24 protein-coding genes are annotated in these 21,118 nt (G+C 67.2%); 13 read left to right on the top strand and 11 right to left on the bottom strand.

Annotated features, from left to right (window positions below):
* The 4 genes from A5663_RS10810 to A5663_RS10825 all read left to right on the top strand — a co-directional run.
* The coding region (locus A5663_RS10810) for a hypothetical protein (RefSeq protein WP_068147985.1) at window positions 1-584 on the top strand (584 nt) is incomplete at its 5' end.
* 3 nt (window positions 585-587) lie between these two features.
* Window positions 588-1,601, top strand: coding sequence for a 3-oxoacyl-ACP synthase III family protein (locus A5663_RS10815; RefSeq protein WP_068147988.1), 1,014 nt, complete (start codon window positions 588-590; stop codon window positions 1,599-1,601).
* A complete protein-coding gene (locus A5663_RS10820) occupies window positions 1,598-2,626 on the top strand; it encodes a histidinol-phosphate transaminase (RefSeq protein ID WP_068148107.1) in 1,029 nt (342 codons plus the stop codon). Before A5663_RS10815 ends, A5663_RS10820 begins: the two co-directional genes overlap by 4 nt.
* Window positions 2,627-2,665: 39 nt before the next feature.
* Entirely contained in the window at window positions 2,666-3,184 is a 519-nt protein-coding gene (locus A5663_RS10825; RefSeq protein WP_068147995.1) for a MarR family winged helix-turn-helix transcriptional regulator, read from the top strand.
* Between the two features lie 78 nt (window positions 3,185-3,262).
* Here A5663_RS10825 and A5663_RS10830 read toward each other — a convergent pair whose 3' ends face one another.
* Together A5663_RS10830 and A5663_RS10835 are read right to left on the bottom strand one after the other, a co-directional pair.
* A complete protein-coding gene (locus tag A5663_RS10830) occupies window positions 3,263-4,492 on the bottom strand; it encodes a GAF domain-containing sensor histidine kinase (protein ID WP_068147998.1) in 1,230 nt (409 codons plus the stop codon).
* Window positions 4,489-5,151, bottom strand: coding sequence for a response regulator transcription factor (locus tag A5663_RS10835; RefSeq protein ID WP_068148002.1), 663 nt, complete (start codon window positions 5,149-5,151; stop codon window positions 4,489-4,491). Before A5663_RS10835 ends, A5663_RS10830 begins: the two co-directional genes overlap by 4 nt.
* 118 nt (window positions 5,152-5,269) lie before the next feature.
* Between A5663_RS10835 and A5663_RS10840 the strand changes: the two genes are divergently transcribed.
* A complete protein-coding gene (locus tag A5663_RS10840; RefSeq protein WP_068148004.1) occupies window positions 5,270-6,082 on the top strand; it encodes an HAD family hydrolase in 813 nt (270 codons plus the stop codon).
* A 15-nt stretch (window positions 6,083-6,097) separates the two neighbouring features.
* On the opposite strand, the gene mmsB is transcribed toward A5663_RS10840, so the two are convergent.
* The 7 genes from mmsB to A5663_RS10875 form a co-directional block, all read right to left on the bottom strand.
* Complete coding sequence (mmsB, locus tag A5663_RS10845; protein ID WP_068148007.1) at window positions 6,098-6,967, bottom strand: 3-hydroxyisobutyrate dehydrogenase; 870 nt, start codon at window positions 6,965-6,967, stop codon at window positions 6,098-6,100.
* 15 nt (window positions 6,968-6,982) lie between these two features.
* Window positions 6,983-8,149 (bottom strand): acyl-CoA dehydrogenase family protein, encoded by a 1,167-nt coding sequence (locus A5663_RS10850; protein WP_068148012.1) that lies wholly within the window; start codon window positions 8,147-8,149, stop codon window positions 6,983-6,985.
* A gap of 16 nt (window positions 8,150-8,165) precedes the next feature.
* On the bottom strand, window positions 8,166-9,686 hold the full coding sequence (locus A5663_RS10855) for a CoA-acylating methylmalonate-semialdehyde dehydrogenase (protein WP_068148015.1): 1,521 nt from the start codon (window positions 9,684-9,686) through the stop codon (window positions 8,166-8,168).
* An 86-nt stretch (window positions 9,687-9,772) separates the two neighbouring features.
* Entirely contained in the window at window positions 9,773-10,615 is an 843-nt protein-coding gene (locus tag A5663_RS10860; RefSeq protein WP_068148017.1) for an LLM class F420-dependent oxidoreductase, read from the bottom strand.
* A 22-nt stretch (window positions 10,616-10,637) separates the two neighbouring features.
* Window positions 10,638-11,483: an LLM class F420-dependent oxidoreductase gene (locus A5663_RS10865; RefSeq protein ID WP_082974043.1), complete on the bottom strand. Its 846-nt coding sequence runs from the start codon at window positions 11,481-11,483 to the stop codon at window positions 10,638-10,640.
* A gap of 5 nt (window positions 11,484-11,488) precedes the next feature.
* Window positions 11,489-12,994, bottom strand: a complete 1,506-nt coding sequence (locus A5663_RS10870; protein WP_068148021.1) for an ATP-binding protein — start codon at window positions 12,992-12,994, stop codon at window positions 11,489-11,491.
* Between the two features lie 64 nt (window positions 12,995-13,058).
* Window positions 13,059-14,756, bottom strand: coding sequence for an FAD-dependent oxidoreductase (locus A5663_RS10875; RefSeq protein WP_068148024.1), 1,698 nt, complete (start codon window positions 14,754-14,756; stop codon window positions 13,059-13,061).
* Window positions 14,757-14,993: 237 nt separating this feature from the next.
* On the opposite strand from A5663_RS10875, the gene infA reads away from it, so the two are divergent.
* From infA to truA, 8 genes are all read left to right on the top strand, one after another.
* Window positions 14,994-15,215, top strand: a complete 222-nt coding sequence (gene infA, locus A5663_RS10880) for a translation initiation factor IF-1 (RefSeq protein ID WP_003418601.1) — start codon at window positions 14,994-14,996, stop codon at window positions 15,213-15,215.
* Window positions 15,216-15,241: 26 nt separating this feature from the next.
* Entirely contained in the window at window positions 15,242-15,355 is a 114-nt protein-coding gene (rpmJ, locus tag A5663_RS22595) for a 50S ribosomal protein L36 (protein ID WP_003879483.1), read from the top strand.
* A 150-nt stretch (window positions 15,356-15,505) separates the two neighbouring features.
* A complete protein-coding gene (rpsM, locus tag A5663_RS10885) occupies window positions 15,506-15,880 on the top strand; it encodes a 30S ribosomal protein S13 (RefSeq protein ID WP_064345640.1) in 375 nt (124 codons plus the stop codon).
* A 4-nt stretch (window positions 15,881-15,884) separates the two neighbouring features.
* Window positions 15,885-16,298: a 30S ribosomal protein S11 gene (rpsK, locus tag A5663_RS10890; RefSeq protein ID WP_068148027.1), complete on the top strand. Its 414-nt coding sequence runs from the start codon at window positions 15,885-15,887 to the stop codon at window positions 16,296-16,298.
* A gap of 12 nt (window positions 16,299-16,310) precedes the next feature.
* Window positions 16,311-16,916 carry a 30S ribosomal protein S4 gene (gene rpsD, locus A5663_RS10895; protein WP_068148031.1) on the top strand — a complete coding sequence of 202 codons (606 nt, stop codon included), beginning with the start codon at window positions 16,311-16,313 and terminating at the stop codon, window positions 16,914-16,916.
* Between the two features lie 76 nt (window positions 16,917-16,992).
* Window positions 16,993-18,057 carry a DNA-directed RNA polymerase subunit alpha gene (locus A5663_RS10900; RefSeq protein ID WP_068148034.1) on the top strand — a complete coding sequence of 355 codons (1,065 nt, stop codon included), beginning with the start codon at window positions 16,993-16,995 and terminating at the stop codon, window positions 18,055-18,057.
* 74 nt (window positions 18,058-18,131) lie between these two features.
* Entirely contained in the window at window positions 18,132-18,764 is a 633-nt protein-coding gene (gene rplQ, locus A5663_RS10905; RefSeq protein ID WP_068148037.1) for a 50S ribosomal protein L17, read from the top strand.
* Window positions 18,748-19,635 (top strand): tRNA pseudouridine(38-40) synthase TruA, encoded by an 888-nt coding sequence (gene truA / locus A5663_RS10910; RefSeq protein WP_068148040.1) that lies wholly within the window; start codon window positions 18,748-18,750, stop codon window positions 19,633-19,635. Before rplQ ends, truA begins: the two co-directional genes overlap by 17 nt.
* Before the next feature lie 6 nt (window positions 19,636-19,641).
* Here the strand turns inward: truA and A5663_RS10915 are convergent, their stop codons facing one another.
* Complete coding sequence (locus tag A5663_RS10915; protein ID WP_082974045.1) at window positions 19,642-20,337, bottom strand: cutinase family protein; 696 nt, start codon at window positions 20,335-20,337, stop codon at window positions 19,642-19,644.
* A gap of 57 nt (window positions 20,338-20,394) precedes the next feature.
* Window positions 20,395-21,105, bottom strand: coding sequence for a cutinase family protein (locus A5663_RS10920; RefSeq protein ID WP_068148045.1), 711 nt, complete (start codon window positions 21,103-21,105; stop codon window positions 20,395-20,397).
* Between the last annotated feature and the right edge of the window lie 13 nt (window positions 21,106-21,118).

Consider the following 21,118-nt stretch of genomic DNA (forward strand, 5'->3'; position numbering starts at 1 on the left):
CGCCGCGCGAGAAGGCCACGCCGATCATCATGGAGATGATGCGGTCGGTCTATCCGCACGACGACGTGTACGGCCAGTACTGCACCGTCAACGACTACATCGACTGCCCGCCCGGCGAGCTGTTCGACTACCTGGCCGACACGCGGTGTCTGGAGGAGTGGACCTACAGCCTGCGCGGCTTCACGCCGACCGAAGAGCCGGGGCTGTGGCTGGCTTATGACCGGTTGGGTTCGGAGACAAAGATTTTCACCCGGACCGTCGCCAACGAGGCGGCGATGACCGTGGATTACCACTGCGCGTGGGATCAGGGCAGGCATCTGTGGATGATCTACCTGATGCGCATCGTCGATGCCCGGATCGTGTTGGACAAGCCCGGTTCGGTGGTGCTCTGGACCAATTGCCACCACCCGTTCTACGACCGCAACCCCTACCCGGAGACGGCCCCGCCCGAGCGGCCGGTCTGGGTCGGCGACTTCTGGGACATGTTCGGTGCCGGGCATCTCCTGGAGCTGCGCAACCTCAAAGCAATCGCCGAATACCGTTACCGCAACGGTCTTTCCGTCACGCCGGACTGGATGAGGTGAGCGATGACCGTCAGCCTTGTCGACGTTTCTACCTACCTGCCGGGCGAGCCGATCGGCGCCGAGTACTACGCGCAGTTCGCCGAATCAGACGACCTGCGCGACAACCTGATGTTCCGCGCGCCCAGGTTTCGGCACCATGTCACGCCCGACGAGACCGCCGTCGACATGGTCGAACGGGCGGCGGCCGGTCTGATCGAGCGCCACGGCCAGGATGCGATCGCCGGTGCGGACGTGCTCATCACCCACACTCAGATGCCCGACATGCCGTTCTACGGTGGTGGCGGAGCGATGGCGCACCGCCTCGGGATGAAGCCGGACTGGGTGCTCGATCTGCACAACGGCGGCTGCGCGGCGTTCGTTCTCGGCCTTCAGGTGGCTCGCCAGCTGCTGACGTCCGGGGCGGGCCGGTCCGCGGTGATCGCCGTCGCGCAGAACGCGGCCGGGCAGGTGTTCGACCAACCGGGGGTGCGGCGCAAGGCGCAGGCGGCGGTGCCCGGCGACGGCGCGGCCGTCGCGCTGGTGGAGGTGTCGGAGCAGTCACCCATCCTCGACGTCGAATGTCGCACCTACGGTGAGTTCGCCGGGGACATGACGATCGCGGTCGATCCGCCGCGCAAGTGGTGGCAGCCGGGGTCTGGCGAGGGGTACATCGGCTTCACCGAAAGCAAGATCACCAAAGTGCTGGCACGAGGCAACCGGCAGGTGCCCGAGGTGTCGTATGCGGTGTGCGACCGCATCGGCGTCAAGCCAGCTGATCTCGACCTGCTCGTGACCAACCAGCCGAACCGGGTCTTCCTGCGGAACTGGCGTGAAGCGCTCGAACTGCCCGCCGAACGGCACGTGGACACGTTCGACGAGTGCGGCAACCTGTTCGCCGCGGGCATCCCGATCAACCTGGACCGGGCGATCGACAGCGGGCGGCTCGCAGCGGGTGATGTCGTGCTGATGGCGGCGTTCGCGCATGCCGGTGATTTCGCGGGGGCGGCCGCCGTGCGGTGGGGAGGGCGCAGCCGATGACGACGCCGAGCCGCATCGATGTGGCGGATGACGACGGATTGCCCAGTGCCGCCGACCCGATATCGTTGGCCCTCAACGAGAATCCGTTTCCGCCGCTGCCGTCGGTGCAGTCGGCGTTGAGCGCGTCGATCGAGTCGGCGAACCGGTACCCGGAGTATCTGCCAGAGCGACTGCGGTCGTTGATCGCCGGTCGTACCGGGGTCCGCGCCGAGCAGGTCGTGATCGGCGCGGGTGCGACGGGCGTGATCATGCAGGTGCTGCACGCGTTGACCACTCCCGGCGACACCATCGTGATGGCTTCGCCGACGTTCGACGGGTATCCGATCTTCGCGCAGATGGCACGGCTGAGATCGGTGACCGTCGCGCTCGACGCCGACGGTCACCACGACCTCGACGCGATGGCAGCCGCCGCGGCGCAGGCCAGGGTCGTGGTGGTGTGCCGGCCGCACAACCCCACCGGCACCGTGGCACCCGCCGCCGATCTCGAGCGGTTCCTGCAGCGGGTACCGGCCGACACCGTGGTGCTGCTCGACGAGGCCTATGTCGAGTTCGTGGCGCCGGAATGTCGCATCGACAGCGCCGGTGTCGTCGCAAGGTATCCCAATGTCGTAGTGGTGCGGACGTTCTCCAAGGCCTACGGCCTCGCCGGACTGCGGATCGGGTACGGGTTCTGCGCACCGGGGCTGGCCCGCCGATTATGGACGATGCAGCTGCCGTTCGGAGTGGCAACCACCGCACTGGCCGCGGTGAGCGCCTCCTTCGAATCGGAATCCGAACTCCGCCAACGTATTTGCGCGATCACCGCAGAGCGCAGGCATCTGCGGATGCGACTGCGGTCGATGGGCGTGTGCAGCACCGAGAGCAACGCCAATTTCGTGTACCTGCCGCCATGCGTCCACCCCTGGCAGCAGGTGTTCGACACGATCCGGGTCCGGCACTACGCCGACGGCGGCGTGCGCATCACCGTCGGTGACCGCAGATCCACCCGCGCAGTCGTGGCGGCGGTGGCCCGGGTCGTGGGCTGAAACCCGCTGCGCCCGCCTACGCATGCGGTATGAAGAGGCGTGCCCCGAGAAGCGTCACGACCTCCGCGGCCGGACGACGACCCGATCGCGCTCGCGCGCGCCAATTGGGAACGCAGCGGCTGGGAGAAGGTCGCCGACGGCATGGTCGCGGTGACGTCGGTGATGCGGGCGCACCAGATTCTGCTGGCGCGGGTCGAAAGTGCCTTGCGGCCATACGACCTGAGCTTCTCCCGGTTCGAATTGCTGCGGCTGTTGGCGTTCAGCCGCAACGGCGCGCTGCCGATCACCAAGGCATCCGACCGGTTGCAGGTGCACGTCACCAGCGTCACCCACGCGATCCGGCGGCTGGAGTCCGACGGCCTGGTGGAGCGGGTCCCGCACCCGACTGACGGGCGCACCACGCTGGTGCAGATCACCGACCTCGGCCGGTCCACCGTCGAGGACGCTACCGTGACCCTGAACAACGAGGTGTTCGCCGACATCGGCATGTCCGATGCCGAGTCACGCGCGTTGACGGATTCGATCCAGACGCTGCGCCGCAACTCGGGGGATTTCTGAGGCACGCGCATTTCCCCGCCGAAATAGCATTCCTGGTCGTGATCCGGGTGGTTTTACAGCCCTGGCTTCTCGCTCGCGCTAAGGAGTGAGCGCCGATGGCAGCGGAATCGTCGCCGTGACCGCGGTACCCGCGCCCGGACGTGACCTGATGTTGAGCCGGCCGCCGACGATCTCGGCGCGCTCGGCCATCGACAACAGCCCGTAACCACCCATCTCGTCGCCACCCAGCGGATGTTCGAAGGTGTCGAAACCTATTCCGTCGTCGATGATCTCGAGCCGGGCAACATCCCCGTTGTCGCCGGCGTCGACCGTGAACAGCAAGTGCGCCGACGTCGCCTTGGCGTGTTTGACGACGTTCTGCAGGCACTCCTGCGCGATCCGGTACAGCGCGAGCTCGATGTGGTCGGGCAGCCGCCGCTCGGCGAGATCCACCTCGATACCGACCTGCGGTATCGAGCGCGCCAGGCTGGCCAGCCCGCCGGCCAGCCCGAGGTCGTCGAGCACCGGCGGGCGCAGCCCACTGATCGCCGCGCGCGCCTCCTGAAGGGTGAGGTCGACCAATTCGCGTGCCTTGCCGAGTTGTTCGGCCACGGCGTCGGGATCGTCGGACCTGGTGGCCGCATCCAGCCGATAGGACAGGGTGACCAGGCGCTGCGAGATACCGTCGTGGATATCGCCTGCGAGGCGGCGCCGTTCGAGCTCCTGGGCCTCGATCACCTGCTCGACGAAGTTCTCGTGCGCCCGCTCGCGGGCCACCAGTTGCCGGTGCAGCCGGGCCTGGTGCATGGCGCCGGCGATCAGCCTGCCGATCACCACCAGCAGGTCGACGTCGCGTTCGGCGAACTCGCGGCGCTCGACGGTGTGCACGTTGAGCACGCCAACCAGGCCGCCGGGGTCGGTCTCCATCGGCACCGAAACCATCGACGTGAAGTCCGAACCCCGCAAGGACTGGAACGGCATGTAGCGCGGATCGGACTCCTTGTCTTCGGTGATGACGACGGGCTCGCGGTGGCTGGCCACCCAACCCGAAATACCTTGCCCCAGTGGCAGTCTGATCTTGCCGATCTGCGAGTCGAACGGTGGCGTTGCACCGGCCAGGGTCAGCGACCGGTCACTGTCGTCGAGCACGTGCACGAAGCACACGTCGCTGGCAGTGGCCGCGGTGATCATTCGGGCGGCCGCGGCCGCGAGCGGTTCGACGCCCGGGCCCTTCGACGCGGCCTGGATCAGCTCGCGCAGCAGCGCCAGCTCGCGGTCGGCGGCGAGCGCATACTGGCTGAGCTCGCGCACGGCGTCGGGCTGGCTCATTGATATATGCCTTCGCGCAGCGCGGTCGCCACGGCGCCGGTGCGGTCGCTCACGCCGAGCTTGCGGTAGATCGAGCTCAGATGCGTCTTGACCGTCTCGTCGCCGATCACGAGCTTCGTGGCGATCGCCCGGTTGGACAGCCCGTTGACGACGAACGACAGGATCTCGCTTTCGCGTTGGGTCAAGCCCTGACGGGCGCCCGGCCAGAACTCGTCGCGCTGCAGCCGCGCGGCGGTGTCGACGGCCCGCGCCGCCATACCCGGATCGATCGCGGTCTCGCCGCGGTGCACGAACTCGAGCTGGCGCACCAACTCGTCGCTGCTGATGCTCTTGAGTAGGTACCCCGATGCGCCGACGCGCAGCGCCTGGAACAGGTACTGCTCGTCGTCGTAGACCGACAGCATGACGACCTTGCGGTCGGCGTCGCGGTCGCGCAGCTCGGCGCACAGGTCCAGGCCGCTCGCGCCTTGCATGCGAACGTCGCACAACACGATGTCGGGGTCGAGTTCCTCGATGACGGCGACCGCGCGCTCGGCGCCCACCGCCTGCCCGACGACCTGTACCCGGTCGGCGAACGCCGCGAGCATGGCTTTGAGCCCCTCGATGACCATCTCGTGGTCGTCGACCAGCACAAGGCGCACCGGTGGGCTGCTCGACATGTCACCTACCTTAGAGGTGTCATTTCCCAGGTAGAGGATCCTGGCGGGGCAAGTCGCCACCGACGATCCCCCGATTGGGGGAGGTTGGAAAAGCGTGAGATCGGCCACCCTAGTGCCCATGCCGACAACGCAGGAGACTACGTGGCGCGCGGGCCGGTTCTGGTGGGACAGTTCCCCCCATGGAGCAGGGCCGGCTTCGGGCTGTTCGGTGCGCGCGGTGGTGTTCGACCTCGACGCCCTGACCGACATCGAATGCGACGGCCATCGGGAGGCGTACAACGCCGCGTTCCGGGCGCACGGCCTGGACTGTCACTGGACGGTGGCCCGGTACCGCCAGCTCCTGGCGCTGACGGACGAGCGCCAGCGGATCGCTGCGGAGTTGCGCAAGTGCTGCGTGGCGACGGAGTCCGACGTGCTGACGGCGCTGCTGGCCGACGAGATCTACGCGACCAAGACCATGATGTTCGACGAGCTGATCCTCGAGCGTGACCTCGCGCCGCGCCCTGGGCTGGTCGACTTCGTGATGGACGCGGTCGGCGCCGGCGTCCAGGTGGCCGTCGTGGTGAACGGTCAGCGCGGCTGGGCCGAGCCGCTGGTCCGCCAGCTCGCCGGGGAGGGACTGGTCGAGGTCGTGGTCAGCGCGGAGGACGTCGTCAAGCCGATGCCCGACGCCGAGGCACACCGGCACGCACTGTGGGAACTCGGCGTGGCCGCCGAGGACGCGGTGGCCGTCACGGGCTCGGCCTCAGGGCTGCGCGCGGCGACCGCTGCCGGCGTTGCGCCCATCGTCATCACCGGCGAAGGCACCCCCGACATCCCGACCGCAATGGCGGTGCGACCGGACTTCGCCGGCGACAGCCCACTCCAGCTCGCCGACTGCCAGCGCCTGCACGCGAATTGGTGGAAAGTCCGCAAACCTTCAGCTGCGTAGCTGTCAGAAAGCAAGTCAGCGCAGCAGCTCGATGACAGCGCTGAAGTCCTTGTCGGCGTGCTGGTCGGCGAACCTCGCGTAGATCTCGGCGGCGTGGCTGCCCAGCGGGGCGTTCGCGCCGGTCGACTCGACTGCGGCCATCGCCAGCCCGAGATCCTTGTTCATCAGCGCGGTCGCGAACCCCGGCCTGAAGTCGTTGTTCGCCGGTGAGGTCGGAACCGGGCCGGGCACAGGGCAATTCGTGTGCACGGACCAGCAGTTGCCGGTGGCCCCGGTGATCACGTCGAACAGCGACTGTGCCGACAGTCCCAGCTTGTCGGCGAGCACGAACGCCTCGCCGACCGCGATCTGCTGCACCGCGAGCACCATGTTGTTACACAGCTTCGCGGCCTGCCCGGTCCCCGAGCCACCACAGTGAATGATCTTGCCCGCCAACGGCTCCAGCACCGGACGTGCCCGCTCCACCGCAGCGTCGTCACCGCCGACCATGAACGCCAGCGTGCCCGCCGTCGCGCCCTTCACCCCGCCGGAAACCGGGGCGTCGAGTTGCGCGAACCCGTGATCGCCCGCCTGCTGATTGATGGCGCGTGCGTCGTCGACCGAGATGGTCGAGGTGTCGATGAACAGTGCGCCGTCCTTCGCGGCGGGCAGCACTTCGGCGTAGCAGGCTCTGACGATGTCGCCGTTGGGCAGCGACGTGATGACGACGTCCGCGTCGGCGACCGCCTCGGCACCGCTGCCGAAAACCGATGCACCCTTCTCGGCGGCGGCGTCCTTCAGTGCGGGCACCGGGTCGAAGCCGTGCACGGTCTGCCCGGCGGCAACGAGGTTCGCCGCCATCGGACCGCCCATATGGCCCAACCCCAAGAACGCGATCGTCGTCATCTGCTCTCCGTTCCGTTACGCTGACGCCCGCACCTTCGCGGCCTCCGACCGCCCGACGACCACGCGCATGATCTCGTTGGTGCCCTCGAGGATTCGGTGCACCCGGAGGTCGCGAACGATCTTCTCCAGGCCGTACTCCGCCAGGTATCCGTAGCCGCCGTGCAGTTGCAGCGCCTGATCGGCAACCGTGAAGCACGAATCGGTGACGTAGCGCTTGGCCATCGCACACAACTCGACCTTGTCCGGGTGGTTGTCGTCGAGCGCGCGCGCCGCGCGCCACAACAGGTTTCGCGACGTCTCCAACGCGGTGGCCATGTCGGCGAGGGTGAACCGGATCGTGGGCTCGTCGAGCAGCGGACCGCCGAACGCCTCCCGGTCGCGGACATACGCGGCGGCCTTGTCATAGGCGGCCTGCGCGCCGCCGAGCGAGCACGCTGCGATGTTCAGCCGCCCGCCGTTGAGCCCGTTCATCGCGATCCCGAAGCCTGCGCCCTCACCGTCGGCGCCTCCGAGCATCGCCTCGGCAGGTACCCGGACACCTTCGAAGATCACCTGCGCGGTGGGCTGCGCGTGCCAGCCCATCTTGACTTCAGCGCCGCCGAAACTCAGTCCGGGCGCGCCCTTTTCGACCAGGAACGACGAAATTCCGCGGGGACCTTCGCCACCGGTGCGGGCCATCACGATGTAGACATCGGACGAGCCGGCACCGGAGATGAACTGCTTGACCCCGTCGAGGACATAATGGTCACCGTCACGCACAGCTTTGGTGCGCAATGCGCCGGCGTCGGACCCGGCGCCCGGTTCTGTCAGGCAGTAACTGGCGATCAGCTCCATCGACGCCAGCCGCGGCACCCAGGACTTGCGCTGTTCGTCGGTGCCGTACGTGTCGATCATCCAGGCGCACATGTTGTGGATCGACAAGAACGCGGCGACGGCCGGGTCCGCGGTCGACAGCTGCTCGAAGATGCGCACCGCGTCCAGCCGTCGCAACTCGCTGCCACCGGCGTCGTCACGGCAGTAGATCGCCGCCATCCCGAGTTCGGCGGCCTCGCGCAACACGTCGGTGGGGAAGTGCTTGGCCGCATCCCATTCCAAAGCGTTTGGCGCAAGCCGTTTTTCGGCGAACGCGGCCGCCGTCTCGGCGATCACGCGCTCGTCGTCGTCCAAGCCGAAGTAGTCCATCGAGGTGCCTTGCGGCCTACTTCATCGTGGGGATGACGAACTCAGCGCCATCCTTGATGCCCGACGGCCAGCGCTGTGTGACGGTCTTGGTCTTGGTGTAGAACAGGATCGAATGCGGACCATGCTGGTTGAGGTCGCCGAAGCCGGACCGCTTCCAGCCGCCGAACGTGTGGTAGGCCACGGGAACCGGGATCGGGACGTTCACACCGACCATGCCCACCTGGACGCGGGAGACGAAGTCGCGGGCGGCGTCGCCGTCGCGGGTGAAGATCGCCACGCCGTTGCCGTACTCGTGCTCGGAGGGTAGCGCCAACGCTTCCTCGTAGTCCTTCGCGCGCACGATGCACAGCACCGGGCCGAAGATCTCGTCGGTGTAGATCGACATGTCGGTGGTGACATGGTCGAAGAGCGTGGGCCCGATGTAGTAGCCGTTCTCCAGGCTGGCATCACCGAATTGCATGTCATCACTGCGTCGTTCGCGACCGTCGACGACGATCTCGGCACCCGCCTCGACGCCGGCATCGATGTAGTCGCGCACGCGGTTGAGCGCTGCCTCGGTGACCAGCGGTCCGTAGGTCGCCTTGGGGTCGAGGCTGTGGCCGACGCGCAGTTCGGCGACCCGTTCGGCGAGCCGGGCACGCAGCCGGTTCGCGATCTCCTCACCCACCGGGACCGCCACGCTGATGGCCATGCAACGCTCGCCTGCGCTGCCGTAACCGGCACCGATCAGAGCGTCGACGGCTTGGTCGAGGTCGGCGTCGGGCATCACGATCATGTGGTTCTTCGCACCGCCGAAGCACTGTGCGCGTTTACCGTTCGCGGTCGCCGTCGAGTAGATGTACTGCGCGATGTCGGAGCTGCCCACGAACCCGACCGCCTGGATCGCCGGGTGTTCGAGGATCGCGTCGACGGCTTCCTTGTCGCCCTGCACCACCTGGAACACGCCCGCGGGCAGGCCCGCCTCGAGGAACAACTCGGCGAGCCGAAGCGGAACCGACGGGTCACGCTCGGAGGGCTTGAGGATGAACGCGTTGCCACAAGCCAACGCGGGCCCGGCCTTCCACAGCGGGATCATGGCGGGGAAGTTGAACGGCGTGATGCCTGCGACCACGCCGAGCGGCTGACGCAGGGAGTACACGTCGATGCCTGGGCCTGCGCCCTCGGTGTATTCGCCCTTGAGCAGATGCGGGATGCCGACGGAGAACTCGATGACTTCCAACCCGCGCTGGATGTCGCCGAGGGAGTCGGCGTGAGTCTTGCCGTGCTCGAGAGAAAGCAACTCGGCGAGCTCGTCGGCGTTCTGGTTGACCAGCTCGATGAACTTCATCAGCACGCGGGCACGTCGCTGGGGGTTCCACGCGGCCCACGCCTGCTGCGCTTCGGCGGCGCCGCTGACCGCCGCGTCGACGTCGGCCGCGTTGGCCATCATGACCTGCGCCTGAACGTCGCCCGTGCTGGGGTTGAGCACGTCGGCGGTGCGGCTCGACTGGCCATTCGTGCGCTGGCCGTTGATGAAGTGGGGGATCTGGGTGGTCATGAGCGTGCCCTTCGCTGATAGATAGTTGCATATCCTAGTAATGGGGTATTGGCCGATGCAAGGACCCCTGCAGGAGACTCAGTTCGTCAGCTGGACAGCCCCAGCGGGCCCGCCAGTTCGGTCAGCGTCGGCAACAGCGCGTCCCATCCGCCGAGCACCTGGATCGCGACGTGGTCGGCGCCCGCATCGAGGTGCTCGTTGAGCCGCGCGGCGATCGCCTCGGTGGTGCCGTGCGCGACGACCGCGTCGATCAGCCGGTCACTGCCGGGCTTGGCGACGTCGTCGTCGGTGAACCCCAACCGCTTCCAGTTGTTGATGTAGTTCGACAGGTTCAGGTAGAAGTCGACGGTGTCGCGGCCGATCTTGCGGGACGCCTCGGCGTCCCGGGCCAGCACTACTTTGTGTTCGGGAGCAAGGAATACCGTGGGGCCCAACAGGTTTCGCGCCTCTCCGGTGTGCTGGGGCGTCGTCAGGTACGGGTGTGCCCCCGCGCTGCGCTGCGCGGCCAGCGCAAGCACCTTCGGCCCCAGGGCGGCGATCACGCGGCGGCTCGTCGGGACCTTCGCGGCGTCGAGCGCGTCGAGGTACTCGACCAGCACGTCGTAGGGTTTGCGGTACTCCTCGGTGTGTTCGGGATGACCGATGCCGACGCCGAGCAGGAACCGACCCGGGTAGGCGTCCTCGATGCGGTGGTACGCCTCGGCGACCTCGTCGGCCGGCGCCCTCCAGACGTTGATGATGCCGGTGGCGACTTGGAGGTTCTCAGTCCGCTCGAGGATGGGCTCGACGTATTCGAGGTTCCCTGCAGGCGATCCGCCGATCCACACCGCGCCGTAGCCGAGGTTCTCGATCTCGGCCGCCTGATCGGGTTTCGGTGCGCCGAAGGTCCAGACGCCGTAACGGCCGAGTGCAGGCTTGAGCTCAGTCATGCAGATCCCTTTGGTGATGAGGTCACGTCAGGCCGAGCGGCCCGGCGAGTTCGGCAAGCGCATCCACCAGCTTGTCAACTCCGGTGAGCACCTGAACGGGCACGTGGTCGGCGCCCGCGTCGATGTGTTCTTTCAGTCGTTCGGCGATGGAGTCGACGCTGCCGTAGGCGACCACGGCATCGACGAGGCGATCGCTGCTGGGCTTGGCGACGTCGTCGTCGGTGAACCCGAGCCGCTTCCAGTTGTTTAGGTAGTTCTGCAGGTTGAGATAGATGGACAGCGCCTTGCGGCCGACCGCCCGAGCCTTGTCCGCGTCCTGTGTCAGCACGACTTTGTGTTCCGGCGCGATGAACGCCTCAGGGCCGATCAGTTTGCGTGCTTGGGCGGTGTGCTCGGGTGTCGTCAGGTAAGGATGCGCGCCCGCGGAGCGCTGCGCCGAGAGCTCGAGTACCCGCGGGCCCAGGGCGGCGACCACCCGCCGGTCCTTCGGAACCCCGTACTCGTCGAGCTTGTCGAGGTACTCGGTGAGCGCGTCGTACGGCTTCTTGTACTCGGTGTGCGCCTCGGGGTGGCCGACCCCGATTCCGAGCAGGAACCGGCCGGGGTAGGCGCCGTCGATGCGGTGAAAGGACTCGCTGACGGGTCCGGCGTGAGCGGTCCAGATGTTGACGATGCCGGTCGCGAGCTTGAGCCTGTCCGTCGCCTCGAGAATTGGCTCGACCCAAGCCAATTCGGCCGCCGGCGAGCCACCCGCCCAGATCGCCCCGTAGCCGAGGTCTTCGATCGCGCGCAGCTGGTCTGCGCTGAGTCGCTGCCACATCGAGTGGTGGCCGAAAGCGCCGTAGGCGCCGAGATCGGGTTTCGTCACGGCCGCTATTCCCTTCCCGCCGCGGCGAGTTCGCCCGGGGTGGGGTCCGTCGGCGCCGGCGCCACCAGCGGAAGGCAGACGATGAACCGGGTGTCGCCGGGCTGCGACTGCACCGAGATGTTGCCGCCGTGCTTTTCGACGACGATGCGCCACACCAGGTCGAGGCCGAAGCCGGTGCCTTCACCGAAGGGTTTGGTGGTGAAGAACGGGGTGAAGATCCGGTCGATGATGTCCTCGGGGATGCCTGGCCCGTCGTCGCAGATCTCGACCCGGATCATCTGCTCGTTCTCGCGGGCCGTCCGGATCGTCAGGGTGCCCTGGCCGGCCATGGCCTGGATCGCGTTTTCGATGATGTTCGTCCAAACCTGGTTGAGATCGGCTGGGTAGCACTGCAATTCGGGCAGGGTCTTGTCCATCTCCTTGACGATCGTGACCGGCTTGCCTTTGCCCGGGTGGCCGATCTTGTTCCCGAACATCATGATCGTGCTGCGGAGCAACTCGTGGACGTCGGCGCTCTGGTAGGCACCGCGGTCCATCTGCGAGTACTGCTTGGCGCCCGCGAGCAGCGTCGAAATGCGTTTACTGGCCTCGGCGATCTCGGTCATCCGCAGTTCGTTGTCGATCGTGTACTTCAACCACCCGATCGCGCTCTGCAGCGATGCCGTCGCATCGACCTCGTCCACCGCGGCCGAGATCCGTTCCAGCCAGTCGGTGTCGAGGCCGGCCTCGACGAACGTCGGCGCGTACTCCCAGGCGCTCGTTATCCCGTGCTCCTCCAACCAGTCCCCGATCGCGTCCTCGCGGTCGGAGGCTTCCAGCGCCGAGAGTTCCACATCTCTGTTCTTGGCCACCTGTTCGGCGACCTCGTCCTGGATGCGGATCAGCACGCGCAAGGCCTCTGGGCTGAACTTGCCGTCGGCCAGCATCGAGAGCTTGTGCCGCATCTTGCCGACGGTCTCGCGGAGATCGGCCACTGCGCGGGCCGTGGCTGCCGCCGGATTGTTCAGCTGATGGGTGAGCCCTGCCGTAATGGTGCCGAGGGCGAGCAGTTTCTCCCGCTGCCCGATGATCTGGCGCTGGCGCCGACCGCCGACCTTGTGACCCTCCAGCAGGTGAACGGCCATGGGGAACTGTGACTGCATGAATCGCGCGAACGCGTCCGCATCGAGCACGAAGCAGCGTGACGGCTTGGTCAGCCGCACCGACGCCTCGTAGATGTGCTCCTCGCCGGGTACATACGCCGACCAGGCGCCGAAGTAGACCCCCCGCTGCGACGTGCGACCGGTCTCGATGTCGAGACCGCCGGAGCGCTTCGACATGATCAGTTCGCCGTCGATCATCACGTAGAAGCAGGTCGCCGGTTCGCCTTCCAGGCAGATCGGACCGGCGGGGAACGTCTCGATGTGGCCGTCGGCGCAGAGCATGTCGAGCTGCTCATCGGTCAGGTGCTCGAAGAGGAACAGGGTCCGCAGCTCCTCGCGCAGGCACTCTTCTCCGTTGTCCGAACCCATCGCTCGTCCTCTCTGACGCCCACCGGCGGTGCCGACGATCATGCCCCGCCGGCGGTGCCGGCGATCATGCTTCGGCCAGGTATCGATGCACCAACATCACCGCCATCGAGCCTTCGCCGACCGCCGCGGCGACCCGCTTGGCCGATTCGGACCGCACGTCTCCTGCCACGAACACTCCCGGCACGCTCGTCTCCAGATGGTGCGGCGGACGGTCCAGGGTCCAGCCGACCTTGTCCCGCAAATCCGGCCCCGACAGGATGAAGCCGTGATCGTCGCGGGCTATTCCCGCTTCCTCGAGCCACTCGGTACGCGGTATCGCACCGATGAAGCAGCACATCCGGTCGCAGCGCACCGTCTCGGTCTCTTCGGTGCGCTTGTCGAGCAGCACCAGACCCGACAGATGGTCGTCTTCGGCGACGGTGTCCACCACCTCCGTGCAGGTCCGCACCGTGATGTTCGCGGTCCTGTTGATCCGGTCGACGAGATAGTGCGACATGCCCGCCTCCAGTGACGGGCCGCGAACCACCATCGTCACCGACTTGGCCGTCTGCGACATGAACATCGCTGCCTGGGCGGCGGAGTTCGCGCCGCCGACGATGTAGACGTCCTCGCCCGCACACTCGTTGTTGTCGGAGACCGAGGCGCCGTAGTACACCCCGCGGCCGATGAAGTTGCCGGCCGGGTCGCCGTCGTGGCACCCGGTGATCTCGAGTTGGCGGTAGTCGACGCCGGTGGCGAGGATGACCGCGCGCGCTCCGATGGTCTTGTCGTCGTTGAGCCGCACGGAGTGGGCGGCGCCCACCCCGCCCGCCTTGAGACGGCCCGCCTCCTGGGTCGTGATGACCTCGGCACCGAACCGCTCCGCCTGCCGGCGTGCCGTCGTGGTGAGGTTGGCGCCGGAGACTCCGTTCTCGAAGCCGAGGTAGTTCTCGATCTTCGAACTACGGCCGGCCTGCCCGCCCGTCGTCGCCTTCTCGATCAGCACCGTCCTGAGGCCCTCCGAGGCGCCGTAGACCGCGGCGGCCAGCCCCGCCGGTCCGCCGCCGATGACCGCGAGGTCGTACATCTCCAGTTGTGGGTCTGTCGACAGGCCGAGCAGCGTGGCCAGTTCGACGTCCGACGGCTCGACGAGCGTCTCACCCTTTTCGGTGACGACGACCGGGAGCCGGCTTGCGTCCTGACCGGCGGCCTCCAGCAGTTGGCGGCCCTTCGGGCTCTCGGCGTCGACCGACCGGAACGGGTACTCGTTGCGGGCCAGGAATTGGCGCACCTCCCAGGAGCGGTCGCTGTAGCGATGGCCGATCACCTTCGTGTACGGCATGGCGCGGTCGCCGACGGCCCGCCACTCCTCGAGCAGGCCGTCGAGTACGGGATAGAGCTTCTCCTCCGGCGGGTCCCACGGCTTGAGCAGGTAGTGGTCCAGGTCGACGACGTTGATCGCATCGATCGCGGCGTGCGTGTCGGCGTAGGCGGTCAGCAGCACGCGCCGCGCGAGCGGGAAGAAGTCCATGGCCTTCTCGAGGAACTCGATGCCGCTCATCTGGGGCATGCGGTAGTCGGCGACGAACACCGCCACCGTGTCGCCGCGCAGCTTGAGTTCCTTGATGGTCTCGATCGCGTCCGCGCCGGACTCGGCACGCACGATGCGATACCGCTCGCCGTAATGGCGGCGTAGGTCGCGCGCGACGGCGCGAGACACTGCGGGGTCGTCGTCGACGGTGAGGATCGCTGGTCTGCGTGGCTGGGGCGAGGGGCCGGTCATCGAGATCAAGTATGCGCGCGCCGTCCAGCGGATATGGTGGTGAGGCCGACCGCTGTGAGGTGCTGGTTCGGCGATTTTGGGGCGAGCGCTCCCAGCGGGTAGCATGGACCAACGGTGCGGTGCTCGCGCCGGCTCTTGCGTGCCCCTGTCCTGGAATTTCTGGCTACTGGCTCACGTTTTGTAGTCGAAGCGAATGCTGCGCCGAACCAGGGCGCCAACTCAAGGACAACGGAGGACATGGCCAAGAAAGACGGTGCCATCGAGGTCGAGGGCCGCGTGGTCGAACCCCTGCCCAATGCGATGTTCCGCATTGAGCTGGAGAACGGACACAAGGTGCTCGCCCACATCAGCGGCAAGATGCGGCAGCACTACATCCGCATCCTGCCCGAGGACCGCGTCGTGGTGGAGTTGTCTCCCTACGACCTGTCCCGGGGCCGCATCGTTTACCGGTACAAGTAACTAGACCAAGAAGGATCGAACGAGCCGTGAAGGTGAACCCGAGCGTCAAGCCCATCTGCGACAAGTGCAGGGTGATCCGTCGGCATGGGCGGGTCATGGTGATCTGCTCCGATCCGCGCCACAAGCAGCGGCAAGGCTAGGGCGCAAACACAACTGAATGACGAAACCCCAGTACCACTGAGCGGATGCGCCGCTCACCGACGTCCGGCACGGAGGCCGGACCCCGCGGTCTACGAACGGCGGGAACGGACTGGGACCAGACCTCCGCATAGCAGAAGGAACACTGCCTGATGGCACGTCTCGTGGGCGTCGACCTCCCGCGCGATAAGCGCATGGAGATCGCCCTTACCTATATCTACGGCGTCGGCCGTACCCGTTCCCAGGAGATCCTGGACGCCACCGGCATCAGCCGGGACCTGCGCACGAAGGACCTGACCGATGATCAGGTGACCCAGCTGCGCGACTACATCGAAGCCAACCTCAAGGTGGAGGGCGATCTGCGCCGCGAGGTGCAGGCCGACATCCGCCGCAAGATCGAGATCGGCTGCTACCAGGGTCTGCGGCACCGCCGTGGCCTGCCGGTGCGCGGCCAGCGGACCAAGACCAACGCGCGCACCCGCAAGGGCCCGAAGCGCACCATCGCGGGTAAGAAGAAGGCCAGGTAAGTAGATGCCTCCAGCTAAGAAGACGGCAGGCCCGAAGAAGGGGCAGAAGACCCGTCGCAGGGAAAAGAAGAACGTCCCGCACGGCGCCGCGCACATCAAGAGCACGTTCAACAACACGATCGTGACGATCACCGATCCGCAGGGCAACGTCATCGCGTGGGCGTCGTCGGGCCACGTGGGCTTCAAGGGCTCGCGTAAGTCGACGCCGTTCGCCGCGCAGCTGGCCGCCGAGAACGCGGCGCGCAAGGCGCAGGAACACGGCGTCAAGAAGGTCGATGTGTTCGTCAAGGGCCCGGGCTCGGGCCGCGAGACCGCGATCCGATCGCTGCAGGCCGCCGGCCTCGAGGTCGGCGCGATCGCCGATGTCACACCGCAGCCGCACAACGGCTGCCGTCCGCCGAAGCGGCGCCGGGTCTAGGAGGAGAGATAGATGGCTCGTTACACCGGACCCGCGACCCGTAAGTCGCGCCGCCTCGGCGTCGACCTGGTCGGCGGCGATCAGTCGTTCGAGAAGCGTCCTTACCCGCCCGGCCAGCACGGTCGCGCGCGGATCAAGGAGAGCGAGTACCGCCTGCAGCTGCAGGAGAAGCAGAAGGCCCGCTTCACCTACGGCGTGATGGAAAAGCAGTTCCGTCGTTACTACGACGAGGCGGTGCGTCAGCCCGGTAAGACCGGCGACAACCTGCTGCGCATCTTGGAGAGCCGGCTGGACAACGTGGTGTACCGCGCCGGCCTGGCGCGCACCCGCCGGATGGCCCGCCAGCTGGTCAGCCACGGCCACTTCACGGTCAACGGCGTCAAGGTCGACATCCCGAGCTACCGGGTGTCGCAGTACGACATCGTCGACGTCAAAGAGAAGTCGCTGAACACCGATCCGTTCGTGATCGCGCGGGAGACCGCAGGCGACCGGCCGATCCCGGCGTGGCTGCAGGTCGTCGGCGAACGCCAGCGCATCCTGGTGCACCAGTTGCCGGAGCGCGCACAGATCGACGTCCCGCTCTCCGAGCAGCTGATCGTCGAGCTCTACTCGAAGTAAGACTTCCCGCCGCCCGGATGGCGGTTTGGGATACGCGGCATCAAATAGCGGGTGCCGTGAAGGAGGAAAGAAACACATGCTGATCTCTCAGCGCCCCACTCTGTCCGAAGATGTCAAGGCCGAGAACCGCTCTCAGTTCGTTATCGAGCCGCTGGAGCCCGGTTTCGGTTACACCCTTGGCAATTCGCTTCGGCGCACGCTGCTGTCGTCCATCCCGGGCGCGGCGGTCACCAGCATCCGCATCGACGGTGTGCTGCACGAGTTCACGACGGTGCCGGGCGTCAAGGAGGACGTCACCGACATCATCCTGAACCTCAAGGGCCTGGTGGTGTCGTCCGAGGAGGACGAGCCGGTCACCATGTATCTGCGCAAGCAGGGCCCGGGCGAGGTCACCGCGGGCGACATCGTTCCGCCTGCGGGCGTGACGGTGCACAACCCCGAGATGCACATCGCCACCCTCAACGAGAAGGGCAAGCTCGAGGTCGAGCTCGTCGTCGAGCGTGGCCGCGGCTACGTTCCCGCCGTGCAGAACAAGGCCTCCGGTGCCGAGATCGGCCGCATCCCGGTCGATTCGATCTATTCGCCGGTGCTCAAGGTCACCTACAAGGTGGAGGCCACTCGCGTCGAGCAGCGTACCGACTTCGACAAGCTGATCCTCGACGTCGAGACCAAGAACTCGATCACGCCGCGCGACGCGCTGGCGTCGGCCGGTAAGACGCTGGTCGAATTGTTCGGTCTGGCAAGGGAACTCAACGTCGAGGCGGAGGGCATCGAGATCGGCCCGTCGCCGGCCGAGGCCGACCACATCGCTTCGTTCGCGCTGCCGATCGACGACCTGGACCTCACGGTGCGGTCGTACAACTGCCTCAAGCGCGAGGGTGTGCACACGGTGGGCGAGTTGGTCGCCCGCACGGAGTCCGACCTGCTGGACATCCGTAACTTCGGCCAGAAGTCCATCGACGAGGTGAAGATCAAGCTGCACCAGCTGGGTCTGTCGCTGAAGGACAGCCCGGCCACGTTCGATCCGTCCGAGGTCGCCGGTTACGACGTCGCCACCGGCACCTGGAACAGCGACGCCGGTTACGACTCGGCCTACGAGGCTGACGACAACCAGGACTACGCCGAAACCGAACAGCTCTAGAAGAATCCGTCCCGGTCCTACCTGATACGGGGGCCGGCCCCATTTAGGAGAAGTCGCAATGCCTGAGGTTCAAAATGCCTAAGCCCACCAAGGGCCCTCGCCTCGGCGGGTCGTCCTCGCACCAGAAGGCGATCCTGGCCAATCTGGCCACTTCGCTGTTCGAGCACGGCCGGATCAAGACGACCGAGCCGAAGGCCCGGGCGTTGCGGCCGTACGCGGAGAAGCTCATCACGCACGCGAAGAAGGGCACGCTGCACAACCGGCGTGAGGTGATGAAGAAGATCCGCGACAAGGACATCGTGCACGTGCTGTTCGCCGAGATCGGTCCGTTCTTCGCCGACCGCAACGGCGGCTACACCCGCATCATCAAGGTCGAGAACCGCAAGGGCGACAACGCGCCGATGGCGGTCATCGAGCTGGTGCGGGAGAAGACGGTCACGTCGGAGGCGAATAGGGCCCGCCGGAGCCGCTCCGGCGGCGACACCGGGCCGAGTTCGGGCGGCTCGAAGAAGGCCGAGCAGCCGGTTGCTGCCGCCGCGGCACCGCAGGCTGCTGTGGAGCCGGAAGCGGCAGAAGGCCCCACGGAGGTCGAGTCGGTCGAGGAGGCCGTCGAGGAAGAGGACGCCGCGATCGAGGAGGCCCAGGCCGCCGAGGCCGAGGCCGACTCCGGGGAAGCCGAATCCGACGAGGATGCCGACAAGTCCTAGCGACGTGAGTGACGGGCCCGCCATCGACTCCGGTGGCGGGCTCGTTCGTCTCCGGCTCGATATCGCTTACGACGGAACAGATTTCGCCGGCTGGGCCGTACAGGCCGGGCAGCGCACGGTCGCCGGTGTTCTGGAAGGTGCGCTATCGACCGTGTTCCGCACGCGGGTGATCGTGCGCGGAGCGGGGCGCACCGATGCCGGAGTGCACGCCACCGGCCAGGTCGCCCATATCGACGTGCCGGAAAGCGCTCTGCCCAACGCGTTTCCGCGCGTGCCGCGCCGCGACGAGAGCGAGTTCCTCGCGCTGGTGCGACGGCTCGGGCGCTTCCTGCCGCCGGACGTCCGGGTGCTCGACGTTGCGCGGGCGGCTCCTGGTTTCGATGCCCGGTTCTCGGCGCTGCGCCGCCACTACGTCTACCGGCTGTCGACGGCGCCCTACGGCGTCGAGCCGCACGACGCGCGCTACGTCACCGCGTGGCCGCGCCCCCTCGATGTGGCCGCGATGACCGAGGCGTCTCGGGAGTTGTTGGGGCTGCATGACTTCGCTGCGTTCTGCCGGCACCGCGAAGGCGCCACCACGATTCGCGAACTGCAGCGGCTGGACTGGTCGAGCGAGGGGACACGCGTCACCGCTCATGTGAGTGCCGACGCGTTCTGCTGGTCGATGGTCCGGTCGCTGGTCGGTGCACTGCTGGCGGTCGGCGAGCACCGTCGCGAAACCGGTTGGTGCGCGACGTTGCTGAACGCCGATCGACGCTCGAGCGAGTTCGCGGCGGCGCCGCCGCAGGGCCTGACGCTCGTCGGCGTCGACTATCCGGCTGACGAAGATCTCGCGGCGCGCAATGAGGTCACTCGGGACCTGCGCCGGTGATTCCGGTCAGATACGGCCGGCGATGAAATCGGCCGCCTGGTTGACCATGCCGGCGTTGACGTAGGCCCGCGCGGCGTGGTCGGGCCAGTTACCTTCCCACGTCTTGGGTTCGGCCGGGTTGCAGATCGGGTCCGCACCGTGGCAGAGCTCGATCGTGCGCTCTCGGTACAGCGGGCTGAAATTGGTGATCGGGCCCACCCACGCGGCCCCGTTGCCGAACAACGCGATGGCCGCGATGTGAGTGTCCATTCCCGGCGGCAGCGGCTTTTTGAAGCCGAACGCCGAAATGGGCGCGGCCACCACGACGTCGGTGACCGCAGCGCCCAGCGAATAGCCGCCCAGCACCAGCCGGGTGTCGGGGCAGCGCGCGACCATGTCCTGGATGCGCGAGCTCATGTCGTTCGCGCCGATGTCCACCTCGTAGTCGGCGGGGTAGTTCACGGCGTAGAGGCTGACGTTCTTGTCGGTCTTGTTGCGCAGGGCGCTGATGAGCGCGTTACCGATCACGCCCGCGCCGGGCGCTTCGGTGCGCCCGCGCGCGAAGATCAGCTCGACCTGTGGGCACGATTGCGCGGCGGCGACGGGTGTGGCCGCGGGCCGGTTGGTGGTGGCGGGCGCGACGAGTCCGGCCGCGGCGAGTACGACTGCCCCTGCGAGCAACGTCCCCCGACGGCCCCAACGACGAACAAGATCACTTTGCACCCCGCCGATCTTAACGGATGGAATCGACGCGTCGGCAAGAGAATTTGCCGTCGAGGTTCAGACCAGACCCGCGACGAAGTTCGCCGCCTGCTGGACCAGCCCGGCGCTCACGTAGTCGTTGTGAGCGAAGGGGTTGCGGCCACGCGAGCAAATCGGGTCGCCGTCCTTGCACAGATCGATCGCCCTGCCGGCGAACACGGAACTGGTGATCGGGTTGCTGAACTTCGTCGCCGGGTTGCCGAACACCGCGACGGCCGCCACGTTCGACACCAGGCTCTGGGGCAGCGGCGGCGCCGACCCGATCGAGCCGATCTTGTTGCCGAGCGGCGGCACACCGGCCAGCATGTCGATGACGGCCGCCCCCTGCGAGTAGCCGCCGAGCACCAGGCGCGTCGTCGGGCACTGCTGCGACATCATCGCGACCCGGTTGGCGGCGTCGGTCGCCCCGTCTGCGGCGGCCAGGAAATCGTAGGAAGCGGGGTAGTTGACCGCGTAGGTGGTGAGGCTGCGGTTGCCGATCAAGCTCCGCAGCGCATTGGCGAACGCGGATCCCGGTGTGCCGAGGCCGGGGGTGTCGTCGGTGCCGCGGGCGAAGATCACCTCGACATCGGCGCAGTCGGAGCTGGCAGAACCGTAGCCGTATCCCGGGTTGACCGGCCCGGGCGGAGGGCCGGGTTGGGCGGTCGCTGACGGCGCCCCGCCGCCGACGACCGCGACGGTGGCGGCCACGGCGGCCGCGAACCGGGCCGTTTCGCGCAGCAAAGTCACGCCGACATACTCA

Origin of the sequence: Mycobacterium sp. E740 (assembly GCF_001672895.1) — a bacterium.
Lineage (GTDB): Bacteria > Actinomycetota > Actinomycetes > Mycobacteriales > Mycobacteriaceae > Mycobacterium.